This is a genomic window from Mycobacterium sp., from assembly GCF_049281135.1.
In the GTDB taxonomy this organism is placed as follows: Bacteria; Actinomycetota; Actinomycetes; order Mycobacteriales; family Mycobacteriaceae; genus Mycobacterium.
In genome coordinates, this window is the sequence record NZ_JBAPRN010000679.1 from 1 (window position 1) to 17,992 (window position 17,992).

Consider the following 17,992-nt stretch of genomic DNA (forward strand, 5'->3'; position numbering starts at 1 on the left):
TCAATAGTGTATCTCTATCGAGTAACCGTTGATGTTCGCCTAGCGCGTGATAAAGCCAAAGAATCAGAACTCCAGTCTCACTGAGTAGAGATGTGAGAAACTGTATCCCGCGACTCGGATTCTCTAAATGATGTACGACACCAATCGAGAGAATCACGTCGAACGTGCATCCCGGACTAAAATCCAGAAGCTCGGATCTACAAAACTCAACGTTGCGGATGCCGTGCCGCCGACTGAGGTCTTCAGCAACCGCGATTGAGGCCGCTGTCATGTCGAGCCCCACAAATTGTGCTTTGGGATAGCTTTTCGCCACCGCAAGAAGTCGCTGGCCGGTGCCGCAACCAGCGTCTAGTATTCTTTTCCCGGCCAGTTCGTCATCGCCGAACACTGTGTACAAGCTATTCGCGACGTCTTGGATTAACGTACCCCCCACCGTGGGGCTCGGGTATGGATAGGCTTCGTACATCGTTCGCACGTCGCACAATGTTCCTTGTGCTGAGTCTTCGGGCATGGTTCCCTCCCAATAAGTTGGAGTAGTACGAAGAGGGGGACGTCAAAAACACTGCGCAGGTGTCGGCGCACGCCCCCGACTATTTAGGATTTGCCGCGCCCATTTGATTCCCTGATTCATGATGTCGCCTCAACTCGATCCGATTTACCCGGCAGCCTCGGACGCTCCGCCGGAGTCCACCTGTAACTCCGGCACCTGGGCGGCGAGATACTCCGCGAGCGAGCCGATGGTGGGGTAGTCGAACACCGCGGTGGCGCTGATCGTGAACGCACCGCCGAACTGGGGGAGTAACCGGTTGCTGAATTCGACCGCCATCAGCGAATCCGTGCCCAGCTCCAGGAACCGGCTGCTCGCGGCCGGCGGTTGCGCGAGCCTCAGGAAAGTCTGCACCTCGTGCCGCAGGTATTCGGTGAGGAAACTGCCGCGCTCCATGTCGGGCACCTCGTGCAGTTGCCGGAGCAACTCGCTGTCGCCGTGTGTCGCTGCGACAGCACTTGGCAGCACGTGGTCGAGAATCCATGGGCGAGTGCCGCCCAGCCCCTTCGCGGCACGCTGCCAGTTGGCTTTGATGACGGTTGCCTGCGCGGTTCCGTTCGCGATCATCTCGTCCAGCGCGTTCAAGGCGGCCGAGGGATCCAGCGGAATCAGGCCTTGCGCACTGAGATTGGCGCGCGCGGCGTGCGACGTGGCCATGCCGCCCTGCGCCCACGGACCCCAGTTGACACCGGTCGCGGGAAGGCCTTGCGCTTTGCGATCCGCAACCAGGCCGTCGAGCAGCGCATTGGCGGTCGCATAGTTCGCCTGGCCGGGGGAGCCGATGACGCTGGAGGCCGACGAGTACACGATGAAGAACTCGAGATCGTCGTTCCTGGTCAACCGATCGAGGTGATAGGCGCCGAACGCTTTGGGCGCCAACGTCGTCCGAAAATGCTCCGGGCTCTGTTGTGAAATCAACGCGTCGTCGAGCACCCCTGCCAGGTGTGCGATGCCGCCGAGCGGCGGCAACTCCGCCCGGATCCGCTCCACCAGGATCCTGGCCTGCGCCTCGTCGCCGACGTCGGCCGCGAAAGTGTGGATGCGGCACTTGTGGCGCTCGGCGATCTCCTCGATCGTCCGTTGGGCCTGCGCGTCCGGCTCACGCCGACTGGTCAACACGATGTCGCCGGCCCCGAGTTGGGCCAGGTGGGCCGCCGTGTACAGGCCCAGTGCACCCAGGCCGCCGGTAATCAGATAGCTCCGATCACCACGCGGCTGAAGCGGTTTCGGCATCTGGAGCACGATCTTGCCGATGTGTCGCGCCTGCTGCATGCGACGGAAGGCAGTCTTGGCCTCCGTCAGCGGGTAGACCTCGACTGCGAGCGGCGCGAGCTCGCCGCTGGCCATGCTGTCCGCCAGCTCGGCAAGCAAGCTCCCCGTCCGCGCTGGCTCTTCCGCGATGGTCACGTCCAGCGCAATGATCTCGTAATCGATATCGGGCCGGGCCGCTGCCATCTGCTCGCGGGTCCAGATGTCCCGCTTGGCGATTTCGGCGAACCGGCCGCCTCGTGCGGTCGCCCGCACCGTCGCTTCGATGAACCCTTCGTTCGTCAGGCTGTTGAGTACGACGTCGACGCCCGCACCCCCGGTGTCCGCGAGGATCTGATCCGCGAAGTCCGTACTGCGCGAGTCGTATACGTGTTCCACGCCCATCTTTCGCACCGCGTCACGCTTGTAGGTGCTGGCGGTGGCGAAGACGGTTGCACCGGCCTGCTGGGCCAACTGAATCGCGGCCAGACCCACGCCACCACTGGCGGCGTGGATGAGCACCCGGTCGCCGGGCCCCACCTTCGCCCAGTCGAACGCAAGCCGCGTCGTGAGTGCGCCGGCGGGTATCGTCGCCGCCCCGACCGCACTGATCCCATTCGGCACCGGCGACAGGAAATCGGCGGGCACATTGACCCGGGTAGAGAACGACCCCGGCATGAAGCCGAAGACGCGCTGACCAACCTCGAATCCGGTAACGCCGGCACCCAGCTCGGTGACGATGCCGGAGAGGTCACCGCCACCGATCCGCCCCGGATCGCCCGGATACAGGCCGAGCACGTTGAGCACATCCCGGAAGTTCAGGCCGGCGGCCTCTACTCGGATCTGCACCTGGCCCGCGCCGGGCTGTGGCACGTCGAGCTCGACCAGATGAAGGTTGTCGATCGCGCCACGTTCGGTCACGTCCAGGATGTAATCGGCCGCACGGGGCACCGGGAGGTGGCCGTCGCGCGCCCATGGCAGCAGCCGCGGCACGAGGTACTTTCCTTGCCGCAGAGCGAGTTCGGGTTCCTCGACGGGCGCACCCAGTAGGCCCGCCAGCGAACGCGTGGCGTCTTCGACGTTGTCGTAATCGACCAGCCGGCAACCGAGGGCAGGCTGCTCGGTGATGATGGTCCGCCCGAACCCCCACAGCGCCGACTGCACCGGGTCAACCGGCTCGCCAGGCTCGGTCGCCACGGCCCGTTCGGTGATGATCCACAGTCCGCCGGGAAGTTTCACTTCGCCGCCTTGCGCGGTGTGCACCGCGCTGAGCAGTTCGGCGATTTCGGTCTCCACCCGCCCGGCGAATTCGGCAGCTGACTCTTCCGCGCTGGGTCGCCCAGCGCTGCGCCAGACGATGCCGGATACCGGATCCTGAGCCGCTGCGAACGCCTGAGCCCAAGGCGCCGAATCCGTCGTACGGTCCAACGAGACACCGCCCGGCAGGTCGGCCGCCAGCTCGTCAAATCCGGCAATCAGCCAGGTGCCTTCGGCGGCGTTGCCAGACTCCGGCGGCGGCATCTCCTGCCAGCCGAGGGTGTACACGTTTCGGGTGGCATCGCCGCCGAGCCCGCGCAGCAACGCCTCTCGAGGCGCGCGTTTCACCGCGAAGTCGCGAATTTCGCCCAGCTGCCGACCGTCCCGATCCACGAAATCGAGGTCGAAGACCTGGGTTTCGCTGTCGACACCGCCAGACTGCCACCGCGCGCGGCAATAGAACCGCTTTGGCATCCGCTCCCGCAGTACCACTCGCCCATACCGCAGCGGCAAGAAGAGATCGGCCACGGGTCCGCCACCCTCGGTCGCCGCGAGCACCGCCGGGAAGGCGGGGAAGGCGACACCGGTGCACAGGTCGAGCAACACCGGGTGGATCGGTTCGGTACCGAGCTGTTCGGCGAGTTCGTCACCGATGGCGACGTCGCCGACCGCCTCACCGTCACCGGCCCACAGGGATTTGAGCGACGTGGACCAGGTGGGCCCCCAGCTGAGCTCCATGTCGGCGAAGGTGTCGAACAGCTGTTGCGGACGCGTGCGGCCCAGCCGCTCGCATGCGGCATCGATGGAATCTGTCGGCTCCGGTGCCGGCGCGTCGTCGAGACCGGAAGCGATCCGCCCATCGGCATTCAACGACCACTCAGCCTCACGCTCACCGTACGGGCGGCTGTGTACCTGGAAGGTCCATCCGCCGTCCCCGACCGGATGCACGGTCAGCTGTACCTCACGGGAACTCTTGTTAGGCAGGATGATCGGCTCATAGAAGAAGACCTCGCGCACCTGAGCCGGCGCCCCGACCGCGGCAAGGGCCATCGCCGCGTATGTCGCGCCCGGAACGACGACGGTGCCGTAGATGACGTGATGCTCCAGCCACGGCTGAGTTTTGGTGGACCACCGGCTGGTGTAGACGGCATCGCCGGAAGCGAGATCCTTGGCGCTACCCAGGATTCCGGATGCCGGTGCGCCGTCGGTGCGCATGTCGGAAGTCTTGGGCCAGTAGCGACGGCGCTGGAACGGATAGGTGGGCAGTTCGAACTTGCGCCGTGGCTGATGGTGCAGCGCGGTGAACTCGGGCCGATGTCCGGAGACATACGTCGCGGCCAGCGCTTCGGCGATCTGATGCTGGGCATCGGTGCCCTTGCGCAGGGAAGCGATCGCCTGCGGAGCGGCGGAGGATTCCGGCCAGGCCTGCAGCGCAGCGCCGGTCAGAATTGGTTGCGGACCGATCTCCATCAACACCGAGCAGCCCAGCTGCGCCACGGTTTGCACGCTCTCGGCGAACTGCACCGGCTGCCGGGAGTGCCGCCGCCAATATTTCGCGTCCAGCGGGGTTTCCGCGGTGAGGACTGCGCCGGTGCGGTTGCACACCAGCGGCAGCGTCGGCGTAGCGAATTCGAAACCCCTCGCGTACGACTCGAATTCGTCGAGCGCCGGCTCCAACAGCTCGGAGTGGAAGGCGTGACTGGTGTCCAGCCAGGTGCAGCGGATTTGGTCACCGGTCAGCCTGGCGACAATCTGTTCCAGATCCGCGGCCGGGCCGGACAGCACCGTGTTGGGGCCGTTGTAGGCGGCGACCGAAATCTGCGGGAATTCGTCGGCGAGGCGCTCCACTTGCTGGGCTTCTGCGAACACCGCCACCATCCGGCCGCCCTCGGGCAGATTGCCGAACAGGCGGCCGCGTTCGGCCATCAGTCGGGCGCCGTCCTCGAGGCTGAACACTCCGGCCACGCAGGCCGCCGCGTACTGGCCCACGCTGTGCCCGAGCACCACGTCGGGCTCGATGCCCCAGGATTGCCACAACCGGGCCAGGCCCATTTCGATGGCGAACAGGGCGGGCTGAGCAAAAGAGGTGTGCCGCAGTGTTTCTCGGGCCTCACCCTCGGTGTCGAACATCACCTCCAGTAGCGGACGCGGCAACAGGCCATCGACAGCTTCTGCGCATTGCTTCACGGTGTCGGCGAATACCGGCTGGGTGTCGAACAACTCGCGCGCCATGCCCGGGTACTGACTGCCCTGCCCGGTGAACAACCACGCCGTCTTTGGCGGATCACCGCATACGCCACGCACCGCACCCGGTCCCAGCCGATTCACGGCTAGTCCGGCCAACAGCTCACGAGCGCCCTGCGCCGAGTCCACGACGAGCGCGGCCCGATGCTCGAAGTGTGACCGTCCGACCCCGGCCGTGTAGCACACATCGGCGATATCGGCCTCGGGGCGAGCTTCCAACCAGGTTGCGTATCGCTGCGCCAGCGCCGTCAACGCTTCCGCTGACCGCCCCGACAGTGGCAGGACGCTGACCGGCTTCTGCTCGGAAGTCTGCTCTGGCGCACCGTCGCCGATCGAGACATCCTGTGTGACTGGCGATTTCACTGGCGCCTCTTCGATGAGGACGTGTGCGTTCGTGCCGGAGAAACCGAAGGAACTTGTTCCGGCGCGGCGCGGCCTGCCGTTGGTCAGCCACGGAATCGCCTTGTCCACGACGCGGACTGCCAGGGAGTCCCACGGAATATGTGGCGACGGGTTCTCGAAGTGCAGATTCTGCGGTAGAACTTCGTGCTGCAGCGACAACACGACCTTGATCAAACCGGCGATTCCCGCTGCCGATTCGAGGTGCCCGATGTTGGTCTTCGCCGATCCAATCAGCAGCGGACGGTTCGGGTCACGGCCGACGCCATAGGCGGCCGCGGCGGCCTGGACCTCGATCGGGTCGCCCAGAGAGGTGCCCGTGCCATGCGCCTCGAGGTAGTCGACATCCCCGCCGGTGAGACCGGCGCGAGCCAGCGTCGCGGCGATAAGCCGTTGCTGTGCACCACCATTGGGCACTGTCAGACCACTGGAAGCGCCGTCCTGATTGACCGCGCTGCCCCGGATGACCGCACAAATCGGATCCCCGTCGCGCTCCGCGTCGCTGAGCCTCTTGAGGACCAGAATCCCGCATCCTTCACTGCGCGCATAGCCGTTTGCAGCCGCGTCGAAGGTTTTGCATCGGCCGTCGGCGGAAAGCATTCTGGCCCGCGAAGTGGCGACGATGGATGCCGGGCTCACCAAGACGTTCACGCCACCGGCCAAGGCCATATCGCAGTCACCGGAGTGCAATGCCTGGCAGGCCTGATGGACGGCCACCAGCGAAGCACTGCACGCGGTGTCCACCGCCATCGCCGGCCCTTCCAGTCCGAGGGCGAATGCCACCCGGCCCGCGATGACATTGAGCGCATTGCCGGTGATGAAGTGGGCCTCGATGGTCTCGACCGAGTTGGCGCCCAGCAGCTGCGAATACTCGTTGGCGGCTACGCCGACGAACACGCCACTTCGGCTGCCGCGCAACGACGCCGGAGAATACCCGGCACGTTCCAGGCCCTCCCACGCGATTTCCAGCATCAACCGCTGCTGGGGATCCATCCAGACGGCCTCGCGCGGAGAAATACCGAAGAACTCCGGGTCGAATCCGTCGATGCTCTCCAGGTATCCGCCGTAGCGGGTGTAGATCTTGCCCGGCGCTTCGGGATCCGGGTCGTAGTACTCGTCGACGTCGAAGCGGTCGGCCGGGATCTCCCGGATCGCATCGACACCACCGGACAACAAGTCCCAGTACGCCTCGGGATCGGGCGCACCCGGAAAACGGCAAGCCACCGCGACGATGGCGATCGGCTCATCCGAGCGCGCCGTCACTACCGAAGCCGACGGGGGCGTGGAATTGGCAGCTGCCTGGGCGCTGGGCGCCGGTGCACCGATGCTGAGGACGTCGTCGAGTAGGTAATCTGCCACGTCGACCAGGCGTGGATAGTCCATCGCGAGGGTCGCCGGCAACTCCTTGCCGACAGCCTGCTCGAGCCGCTGGCGCAGTTCGACGGCCATCAGCGAATCCATGCCGAGTGCGAAGAAGCCTGCCTCATCGCGGATCTCGGCCGGATCGAGCCGTGTGACGTCTGCGACGTTGTCGCGTAGATAGTCGACGATGAGTTTCTTGCGCTGCTGCACCGGAGCGACAGTGAGCCGCTCAACCAATTGGGTCGTCCCTGACGGCGTCGGTGCCGGCGCCGATTCGGGCACCTCACTCTGTAACTGCGCCAGGAATGCCCGCTTGCCCGTCAACTGGTAGAGCGGTAGGAAGCTGGCCCAGTCGATCCGGGCCACAATTCCTTGAGCGGTCGAAGCCGCCATCAGGTCGGCCAGGCCGGCCAGTGCGTCGGCGGGTGACAGCGGCTGGACCCCGCGCTTATTCAATTCGGCTCGGGCATCTTCGTCGGCCATGCCCGCGGCCGACCACGGACCGAAGTTGACGCTGATCCCGGGAACACCCTGCTTGCGTTGCTGCCAGGCCAGCCCGTCCAGGAAGGCGTTGGCCGCGCTGTACGCGGTCTGGCCGAAGCTCCCCCATACCCCGGAGATCGAGGAGGTGCTGACGAAGAAGTCCAACGCCATGTCCGTAGTGGCTTCGCTTAAATGCCAAGCACCCCAGACCTTTCCGGCGAACACCCGATCCACCTCGTCGTCGTCCAAGGTTTGCAGTGGGGTGGTACCGATCTCGCCTGCGGCGTGCACGATGCCGGCCAGCGGCGGCAGTTCGGCCTGCATCGTGGCCAACAGGCGCGCGACGTGGTGCGGATTGGCGACATCGGCCGCGGTGGCGCGGACATCGCAGTCGTACTCTTCGCGCAACGCGTCGATGCGCTGTTGAGCGGCATCGCTCGGTGAGCGCCGGCTGGTCAGCACCAGATGCCGAGCGCCGTGCGCGGCCAGGTATCCGGCAATTTCCATCCCGATCGCGCCCAACCCGCCGGTCACCAGATATGTTGCGTCAGAACGCAATTCCAACGGCGTCGCGATCGGCTGCCCAGTGCGTCGAGTCAGCCGGGGAACATAGACCGCTTTGTCACGCAGCGCGATTTGATCCTCGCCTGTCGGTGCTGCCAGCAATTGGTCGATCAATCGGGAGAACTCGTCGGCACCGCCTTCGGACAAGTCCGCCAAGCCGCCCCACAGACGTGGATGTTCCAGCGCCGCGGCGCGACCGAAGCCCCACAGGCAACTTTGATCCGGTGCCACGCTGTCGGCACTGGTGACTCGTTGTGCACCGTTGGTCAACAGCCAGATCGGCGTGCGGAGTTCAGCGGCGGCCGCGGCGCGGAAGAGTCGACGTGTCCCACTCAGCACTCGGATTTGCATCCGCTCCAGTGACTTTGTCGATGGTGCACTGTCAGACTTGAAGGCCGCGAGATGCAGGATCCGCAGCGCGGGTTCGTCTGCTACAGCAGCGCGCAACGCGACTTCGAGCTTTTCCTCGTCCGCGTCGGTCGCCGGCAACCCGAGCAGTTGATGCCGGTGGCCACGCGCGGTGAGCACGTCGACCAATGGCTGAATGGCCTCGGCGTCATCGCCAAGGAGAAGCCAGGCGTGTCCCTCGCCGGCCAGCGCATCCGCGGCCGGTGATATGACAGCGGATTTCTCCCAGCGAATCTCGTAGCGGGAGTCGGTGATCGACTGCGCTTTCCGCTGCTGGTTATGTTGTGCGGCAAGCTGTTCCAGCGCGTCGATGGCCTGTTGATTGCCGCCGGCACCGCCGAGTAGCGCGGCGAGTTCCTCGATCCGGCCGTCCTCGAGAAGCCGGACCGTGTCGGTACGCGTGGCTTGCGTCTCGTCGAAGGTCTGGGTGGGACGGACTCGCTTCTCCCGGAACCAGAACTGGCGATGCTGGAACGGATAGGTGGGCAGGTCGAGCTTGCGCGCCGGTCCCTGCTGGAGAGCATCGAAGTGGGGCAGGTGGCCGACGATGTACGCGTTGGCGAGGGCCTCGGTGATCTGCCGGTGGTCGGCGATGTTTCGGCGCAACGATGGGATCGCCCGCGGTGCGGTGGCCGGGTCGGGCCAGGCCCGCAGGGCCGCGGCGGTGAGCACCGGCTGCGGCCCGACCTCCAGCAGCATCGTGCACCTGAGATCGGCCAATGTGTGCACACTCTTCGCGAATTCGACCGGCTGCCGTGCGTGGCGACGCCAGTAGGCACCGTCGAGTTGCGCACTCTTGCCCAGCGCCACACCCGTGCGGTTGCACACCAATGTCCTTCGCGGCGAAGCGAACTCGAACCGGTTCGCATACGACTCGAATTCGTCGAGGACCGGGTCCAGCAGCGCCGAGTGGAAGGCGTGACTGGTGTCCAGCACGTCACAGCGCACGCCGTCGTCAGTTAGCTTGGCCACCGCGCGGTCCAGGTCTTGCGCGGGCCCGGACAGCACGGTGTTGGCGCCGTTGTAGGCGGCCACCGACAGACTCGGATACTCGTCGGTCAGGCTTTCCACTCGCTCGGCGGGGGCGAAGATCGCGGCCATCCGTCCGCCGGTGGGCAAGCTGCCGAACAGCCGGCCGCGTTCAGCCAGCAGCAAGGCGCCGTCCTCGAGACCGAACACACCGGCGACGCAGGCCGCGGTGTATTGGCCGACGCTGTGGCCGATCACCACATCGGGTTCGAAGCCCCATGACTGCCACAGCCGGGCCAGGCCCATCTCCACTGCGAACAGGGCGGGCTGGGCGTAGCCGGTTTGCCGCAAGGTCTCTTGGCTTTCCGGGCTGTCCGAATCGAAAATGACGTCCAGCAGCGGTCTTTCGAGCACGCCGGCGATCGCTGCCGCGCACCGGGCCATGGTTCCGGCGAACACCGGCTCGGTCTCGAACAACTCCCGGGCCATGCCGGCGAACTGGCTGCCTTGACCGGGGAACAACCACGCTGTCCTGGGCTTGTCGGCGCACTCTCCGCGCACCAAGCCCGTTGCCGGTCGATCCTCGGCCAGCGCGCCGAGTAGCTCGCGCGCGGAGTCCGTCGAATTCACCACCAGCGCGGCGCGGTGCTCGAAGTGCGATCGCGCTACCCCGGCGGTCAGGCACAGATCGGCCAACGAGGCCTCCGGGTGGGCGGTAAGCCAGTCGCTATATCCAGCGGCGAGCTCCGCCAAGGCGGCGGGGCTGCGTGCCGATAGCGGCAACAGGCTGAAGCGTCGCTCGTCGGACGGCGACACTGGCGTTGGCGCAGCCTCGCCGACCTCAGCGGGTGCTTCCTCGACGATGACGTGTGCGTTGGTCCCGGAGAATCCGAACGAGCTGATCCCGGCGATACGGGGGCGCCCGTTGCGCTCCCACGGCAGGGCCTTGTCTACCACCCGAACCGCGAGGCGGTCCCAGGGGATGTGCGGCGACGGGTTCTGGAAGTGCAGGTGCTGCGGCAATACTTCGTGCTCGAGGGACAGGATGACCTTGATCAGGCCCGCGATCCCGGCGGCTGCCTCCAGATGGCCGATATTCGTTTTCACCGACCCGATCAGCAGCGGCTGGTCGGCGTCGCGGCCGTTGCCGAGTGCTGCGCCGGCGGCTTGGACTTCGATTGGATCGCCCAGCGAGGTTCCGGTCCCGTGCGCCTCCAGGTAATTGACGTCGGCGGCCGCGACACCGGCGCGCTCCAGCGCCTCGTTGATAACGCGTTGCTGGGCAACGCCGTTCGGCACCGTCAATCCACCCGATGCGCCGTCCTGGTTGATCGAGCTGCCCCGGATCACAGCCCGAATCTGGTCGCCGTCGCGGATCGCGTCGTCGAGGCGTTTGATCACGACGACGCCGCAGCCCTCGCCCCGCACGTAGCCATCGGCGGCTGCGTCGAACGTCTTGCACTTGCCGTCTGGGGCGAGCATGTGCGCGTGCGAGAAGGTCATGGCGGTTTTCGCGCTGAGCATGACGTTCACGCCGCCGGCCAGCGCGAGGTCACATTCTCCGTAGCGGAGCGCCTGGCACGCCTGATGGACTGCGACCAGCGACGAGCTGCACGCCGTATCGACGGAGACCGCCGGTCCTTGCAGCCCGAGTCCGTAACTGATCCGGCCTGCTCCTGCCGCGGACGATGTCCCGATCGCCACGTAGGCCTCGATCTCGGCGGGACTCAGCTCCTCCGATATCAATCCCAGGTAGTCATGGGTACCCAGGCCCATGAAGACACCGGTCTGGGTGTTAGCCAAAGCCGATGGCGCGGTGCCTGAATGCTCCACCGCTTGCCACGACGTTTCCAGCAACAGCCGGTGCTGCGGGTCGATCAGCATCGTCTCGCGCTTCGACAGCCCGAAGAACGACGCGTCGAAACCTGTTACGTCATCGATGAAGCCTGCCCGGCGGCTGACGATCTTCCCGGGCGCATCGGGATCCGGGTCGTAGTACTCGTCGACGTCCCACCGATCCGGAGGCACCTCCGATATCGCATCGCGGCCTTCTCGCAGCACCTCCCAGAACTCGTCCGCATCGGCAGCTCCCGGAACACGCAGTGCATAGCCGACTATCGCAAAACTCTCCCCGGCCCCCTGTGATTCACGTGCCCGCATGGGTGTCTCGATAGTCAAGGGGTAGTCCTCTCGGCGGTTTGGGTTGTCGATCAGCATTGAGGGTGCGGGCCCGACGAGCCCGGGGCCGCTAGGCGTGGCGTCGCAATGGACAAATAGGCAGGTTGAGCAATCGGTACGGTCCAAGCGCGGTCCGCTTCGCTGTACCCCTCAGCGAAGGTCGACCGCAGGGTGTGCTGCTACTCGTCATTGCCTGAAACGACGGAGTTGCCGGCGGCGTGGTCATGCGGATTGATGCTCACCAAGTCTCCAAAGGCCGCTTAGTCGACACGAGTAGAACAAGTTCCAAACCATACTGAAGGCCGGAGCGGCGATCCGGAGTTTCGGAAAAAACGATCTAGATTCCGGATGTGACCCAGCTCACAGCACTTGTCGGCCAACGTGCTTGAGTCGGACGAAATCTTCCAGCAGGTCAGCGGCAGCGGCAGCGCTCTTGGTGGGTTCGGTGATCTGGGTGGCGAGCTCCCGGGCCCGGGCGACGTATTCCGGGGCCAGGATTCGGCGAAGATCCGCGACCAGCGATTCCTCGGTGGCGGTGGAAAAGCGCCGGGCTGTGCCGACCTCCAGCCGTTTGACGGCAGCTCCGTAGACCGCGTGGACCATGTCCCAATAGAGGATCAGCTGGGGGACTCCCGCGCGCATGGCGATGGGCGTGGTGCTCGACCCGCCGTGGTGCACGAGCGCCCGGCAGGCGGGAAACACGGTCGTGAAGTTCACCGCGCCAACCACCTTGACGTGCTCGAAATGAAGGACGTTGCTGAAGTCAGTGCCGGCGGCGCCGACCAGCGCGCGCTCGCCCAACCGCGCACAGGCCGCGGCGATCATGGCGATGGTGTCGGCTGGCGATTCGACCGGGATGCTGCCGAACCCGAAGTAAATCGGCGGTGTTCCTGCGGCGATCCACGACGCCACTTCATCGTCGGCGGCTGTCGGCAACTCCAATGTCAGCGTTCCGACGAACGGTCGCTGGCTCTCGTGCTTCGCCCATTCAACGGCCAGCCCGGGGAAGCAGGCCTCGTCGTAGGCCTGGATTTCCAGCGATCCGCGTTCGGTAATCCGGCTCGGGGCGGAGCCGCTCGCCTTCGGTAGGCCGAGTTCACGGCGCTGGGCGTCCTCGCCTTTCTTCATCCCGCGCCAGGTCACCCACCAGAACGCCGTTACTGCTGCGCGGGCCAACGGCGCGGGCAGGAATCGCAGGGTCTGGGCGTTGGGCCGCAACGGGAAGTAATGCAATGTGGCCAGCGGAATGTCGTAATGCTCGGCGACATTGGCGGCGGCGTCCTCGAAATTGATGCCGGTGAAAATCAGGTCGGCGCCGTCCGCCAGCGACATCAGCGTCGTGCTCATCTCCTGCCAACCCCTCAGCAGGGGTCCCGCAATTGCGAGTCGGGACGTGATCAGCTTCCGGATCTGCCAAGGGCGGCTGAAGAAGCAGGTCCAGAATGCGCGGTGCGAGTCGAGAATGGACTGCGCTTCCGGCCCGAATCCCACCGCAGCAACGCCCGCCGCCTCGGTGAAGCCGACCAGGTCGGGCGGGACGGCCATGTACACGTCGTGCCCGCGGCGAACCAACTCGCGGCCGACAGCGAGGTTGGGCTCGACGTCGCCGCGACTGCCCCAACTGGCCAGCACAAATTTCATCGCCGCGCCCACCTCTACGTTGGCGGAAAAGTCATGGGCGAAGTCCAGGTTCCCGCCTCGAACAGGACAACCTTCGGACCGCCTTTCGTCCGATTCTTTGACAGACCAAGGGCTACAAGCTCCCGAGCCGAGAACATACCAACCTGTTGTACAGCTGTGTGATAATCCCTCGATCCGAAGAACACGTCCTCTTGCTCAGTAGGTGACCTTGCACCAGGCCGACAGCATCAGCCCTATCAAAGAACTCCAGGGTCGGGGCTCGGAACAGAAGCAGTTTCGCCCGGATATTGAGGGCTTGCGCGCTGTCGCGGTGTTAGCCGTGGTCCTGTTTCACGCCGACGTGCCCGGAGTGGGTGGTGGCTACGTCGGCGTCGACGTTTTTTTCGTCATCTCGGGATTCCTGATCACGGGGCTGCTGTGGCGCGAAGCGAACACCACCGGCGCCGTCCGGCTGCGCCGCTTCTACGGGGCCAGGGCCCGCCGACTGCTACCAGCCTCTGCCACCGTCGGCATCATCACCATGGTCGCCTCGGTTGTGCTGCTACCCGCGTTGCAGGTTAAAAGCGTCATTTGGGACGGGATCACCAGCGCGCTATATGTCGGCAATTACTGGTTCATCATGCGAGGCGTCGACTACTTCGCCACCCATAAGGCGCTGTCGCCGTTTCAGCACTATTGGTCGCTAGGCGTCGAGGAGCAGTTCTACCTGGTTTGGCCGGCGTTGATCATCGGGACGGCATGGCTGATCCGGCGTGTGCGCCGGCGCACCAGGGCCCAGGCCACGTCCTCGCAACGCCCGTATCTGGTGGTCCTTGCCTTGACTGCGGCGGTGTCATTCGTGCTGTCGTTGGCGGCTACTCCGTTGGCTCCTCCTGTCGCGTTCTTTTCGCTGCCCACCCGGGCCTGGCAGTTGGCCCTCGGCGGGCTGGTCGCTCTCACAGTCGGCCGGTGGCGACGGCTCTCGCGGAGAGGCAGCGCGGTCACCGGGTGGGCCGGGCTAACCCTGATCCTGCTGGCCTGCGCCGGGTTGAGCAGCACAACGATGTATCCGGGTGTTGCTGCACTGTTGCCGACTGTCGGTGCGGCGTTGGTGATCGGCGCCGGATGCGCCACACCTGCGCAGGGATGCGGGCGCGTGCTGGGGTTGTCACCGATGCGGGCGATCGGCCGGGTCTCCTACTCGTGGTATCTGTGGCACTGGCCGGTGCTGCTGCTCGCACCGGCATTGCTGGGTCAACCGCTGGGGTTGGTCGCCAGGGTGGCCACGGCGCTAGTCTCCGGTGGGCTGGCAGTGCTCACTCTGCGCTTCATCGAGAACCCGTTACGGTTCGCCGAACCCATTCGCCGTTCGCCTGGGCGCAGTCTTGCGTTGGGCGGTGCTGCCACCGCGGTCGCGGTGTGTGTGGGCTTGGCGCTGCTGGTCGTAGTGCCTATCCCGGTCGGGCGCGGGACGCCCGCGGCGGCCCTGAAGGTCATCACCTCGCCGGTGCCCGCCGGCTCGGACACGGCTGCCTACGACGTGGCCGTGCAGCGCGTGGTTTCTCAGCTGCAGACCGCGATCGCGGCGTCGGTTGACCTCAAAGCCGTGCCGTCGAACCTGGACCCGTCGTTTGTCGACGTGGAAGCCGAACAGAAGGCCTATATGGGCAGCGGTTGCCTGCGCGCGCCCACCCAAGGCGGACAGCCCGAGTGCGCGACGGGCGATACCGCGTCGTCGACGACGGTGGCCCTGGTGGGCGATTCGCATGCCGCGATATGGAATCCGGCGTTCCAACAGGCCGCCGAACAGCGGCATTGGCGGCTGGAGACCCTGGCCAAGGCGGCCTGTCCACCGATGGACGTACGGGTAACCACCCCCTTCCGCCGCGTGGTGGAAGTGCTTGAACACTGCGAGGAATGGCGTGGGCAAATCATCGCGCGGTTGCGCGCTGAGCACCCACGGCTGGTGGTGGTCAGTGCGTTTCGGGGGTACGGCGGCGACGAATCGCTAACAGGTTTTCACGCCTACGATCCGGCGTGGATCGACAGCCTGACCCGCCTCGTGCAGCAGCTGCGCGGCACCGGGGCGAAGGTCCTGGTGCTCGGGCCGGTCCCGGATCCGCATTTTGACGTGCCGACTTGTCTGTCGGCGCGCCTCGATGACGTGTCGGCCTGCGTGCCGCGCAGGGCGAAGGCGGTGAACGAGTCCGGCATCGCGGCCGAGTCCGCCGCCGCCAAAGCTGGCGGCGGGCAGTACGCAGACCTCACCGAGCTGTTCTGCACCGCTGACCGGTGCCCGGTCATCGTCGGAAACACCCTGGTCTATGTGGACTCGAGTCACCTGACATTCGAATACGCCCGGCTGTTGGCACCGGTCATGGGGGCGCTCGCCGACCGCGCTCTCGCCCACGGATGACATGCTGCGGGACAGACATCTATTGAACGCGTGTGTGATAATTCCTCGACTTAAGCCACCCGCCCTTATTAACTAGTGAGTGACCTTGCCCCAGACCGACAGCATTAGCCCGATTGAAGGGGCGCAAAGTCGGCGCTCGGAGGAGTCGGGGTTTCGGCCAGACATTGAGGGTTTGCGCGCCGTGGCGGTGTTGGCGGTTGTGCTGTTTCACGCCGACGTCCCCGGGCTAGGTGGGGGATACGTCGGCGTGGACGTGTTCTTCGTCATCTCGGGATTCCTGATTACCGGGTTGCTGTGGCGCGAAGCGAACACCACGGGAACGGTCGGGCTGCGCCGCTTTTACGGGGCCCGGGCCCGTCGACTGCTGCCGGCGTCAGCCGCGGTCGGCGTCTTTGTCATGCTTTGCTCGGCCGTCCTAACACCCGCGCTGACGGCCCGACGCGTCATCGGTGACGGCATCGCCAGCGCACTTTATGTAAGTAACTACCGGTTCATTCTCCAAGGCGTCGACTACTTAGGCGCCACCATGCCGCCGTCGCCGTTTCAGCATTACTGGTCGTTGGGTGTCGAGGAGCAGTTCTACCTGGTGTGGCCAGCCTTGATCATCGGGACCGCGTGGTTGATCCGGCATGCGCGTCGCAGCACCAGGGCCCAGGCCGCCCCCTCGGAACGCGCCTATCTGGTGGTCCTTGCTCTGGTTGGAGCCGCGTCCTTCGCGCTGTCGCTGGTGGCCACTCGCGTGGTCCCTCCCGCCGCGTTCTTCTCGCTGCCCACCCGGGCCTGGGAGTTGGCCGTCGGCGGCCTGGTGGCCCTCACGGCCGGCCGGTGGCGCCGCCTGCCCCCACGAGCTGCCGCGATCGCGGGCTGGGTAGGGCTGGGGGTGATCCTGCTGGCCTGCACCAGATTGGGCCCGCTCACGCCATATCCGGGTAGCGCCGCGCTGTTGCCTGTGCTGGGCGCGGCGCTGGTGATCGGCGCCGGCTGCGCCACACCTTCTCAGGGATGCGGCCGCGTCCTGGGGGTGTCGCCGATGCGCGCGATCGGCCGGGTGTCTTACTCGTGGTATCTGTGGCACTGGCCGATGCTGCTGATGGCCCTGGGGGCTATAGCGCCCGTCATCGGCCACCGACTGTGGTTGGCGCTCGCAGCGGTCTTGATCTCGGGTGGGTTGGCGGGCCTCACACTTCGTCTCATCGAGAACCCGTTGCGATTCGCCGCTCCCGTCCGCAGGTCTCCCGGACGCAGTCTGGCGCTGGGCGGGGCCGTCACGGCGGTCGCGGTCTGCGTGGGCTTAGCGCTTCTTGTATTGGTGCCTACACCGGTCGGCCGTGGCGCGCCGGCAACAGCACTGTCCTTCAACGCCCGGCCGGTCCCGGCCGGTTCCACGTCGGGCGCCTACGACGCGGCGGTGCAGCAGGCGTTTGCTCAGGTGCAGGCGGCGGTCGCGGCATCGGCCGGACTCAAGGCCGTACCCTCGAACCTAAACCCGACACTCGACGACACGACGGCTGAATTCAAGGCCCTTCGCCTCGGCGGCTGCTTGCGCAACAGTTTCGAACGCGACCAGCCCGAGTGCGCGACGGGCGATACCGCCTCGACGACGACGGCGGCGCTGGTCGGCGATTCGAATGCCGCAATGTGGTTTCCCGCGTTGCAACACGTCGCCATCCAGCGGCACTGGCGGCTCGAGACCCTGGCCAAAGGGAATTGCCCATTGCTGGACCTGCCGATCTTCGAGCCCTTCCTTCGCAGGGACTACACCGAGTGCGACCAGTGGCGCGGTCAGATCCTCGCCCGGTTACAGGCCGAGCACCCGCGGCTGGTCGTGCTCAGCATCCAGCGGAAATACGGTGCGCGATACGGTTGGGCGTCAGGTTTCACGACGTACGACCCGGCATGGATCGACAGCCTGACGCGCCTGGTGCGGCAGCTGCGCGGCACCGGCGCGCAGGTGCTGGTGCTCGGTCCGATCCCGGATCCACATTCAGCGACGCCGGACTGCTTGTCCGGGCATCTCGATGACGTGGAGGCATGCACGCCGCCACGATCGACCGCGGTGAACCAGCCCGGCGTTGCGGCCGAGACCGCGGCCACCAATTCTGGCGGCGGACAATACGCAGACCTCACCGAGCTGTTCTGCCCTGCTGACCGTTGCCCGGTCATCGTCGGCAACACCCTCGTCTACCTGGACGCGCGACATGTAACGGTCGAATACGCCCGGCTGCTGGCACCGATGATGGGGGCGCTGGCCGACCGTGCGATCGCCCACGGTTGATGTTCGTCGTAGAACTGGCCGG

5 protein-coding genes are annotated in these 17,992 nt (G+C 65.9%); 2 read left to right on the plus strand and 3 right to left on the minus strand.

Features of this window, described 5'->3' with window-relative positions:
• The 3 genes from WAN02_RS27335 to WAN02_RS27345 form a co-directional block, all read right to left on the minus strand.
• Positions 1 to 388: class I SAM-dependent methyltransferase (locus WAN02_RS27335; protein ID WP_422268290.1), on the minus strand; the 388-nt coding region annotated here is incomplete at its 3' end.
• 267 nt (positions 389 to 655) lie between these two features.
• Positions 656 to 11,641: a type I polyketide synthase gene (locus WAN02_RS27340; protein ID WP_422268315.1), complete on the minus strand. Its 10,986-nt coding sequence runs from the start codon at positions 11,639 to 11,641 to the stop codon at positions 656 to 658.
• Positions 11,642 to 12,019: 378 nt separating this feature from the next.
• Positions 12,020 to 13,300: a glycosyltransferase gene (locus WAN02_RS27345; protein ID WP_422268292.1), complete on the minus strand. Its 1,281-nt coding sequence runs from the start codon at positions 13,298 to 13,300 to the stop codon at positions 12,020 to 12,022.
• A gap of 208 nt (positions 13,301 to 13,508) precedes the next feature.
• Between WAN02_RS27345 and WAN02_RS27350 the strand changes: the two genes are divergently transcribed.
• Both WAN02_RS27350 and WAN02_RS27355 read left to right on the plus strand, forming a co-directional pair.
• A complete protein-coding gene (locus tag WAN02_RS27350) occupies positions 13,509 to 15,695 on the plus strand; it encodes an acyltransferase family protein (protein WP_422268317.1) in 2,187 nt (728 codons plus the stop codon).
• Between the two features lie 85 nt (positions 15,696 to 15,780).
• Positions 15,781 to 17,970, plus strand: a complete 2,190-nt coding sequence (locus WAN02_RS27355) for an acyltransferase family protein (protein WP_422268319.1) — start codon at positions 15,781 to 15,783, stop codon at positions 17,968 to 17,970.
• The last annotated feature ends 22 nt before the right edge of the window (positions 17,971 to 17,992 follow it).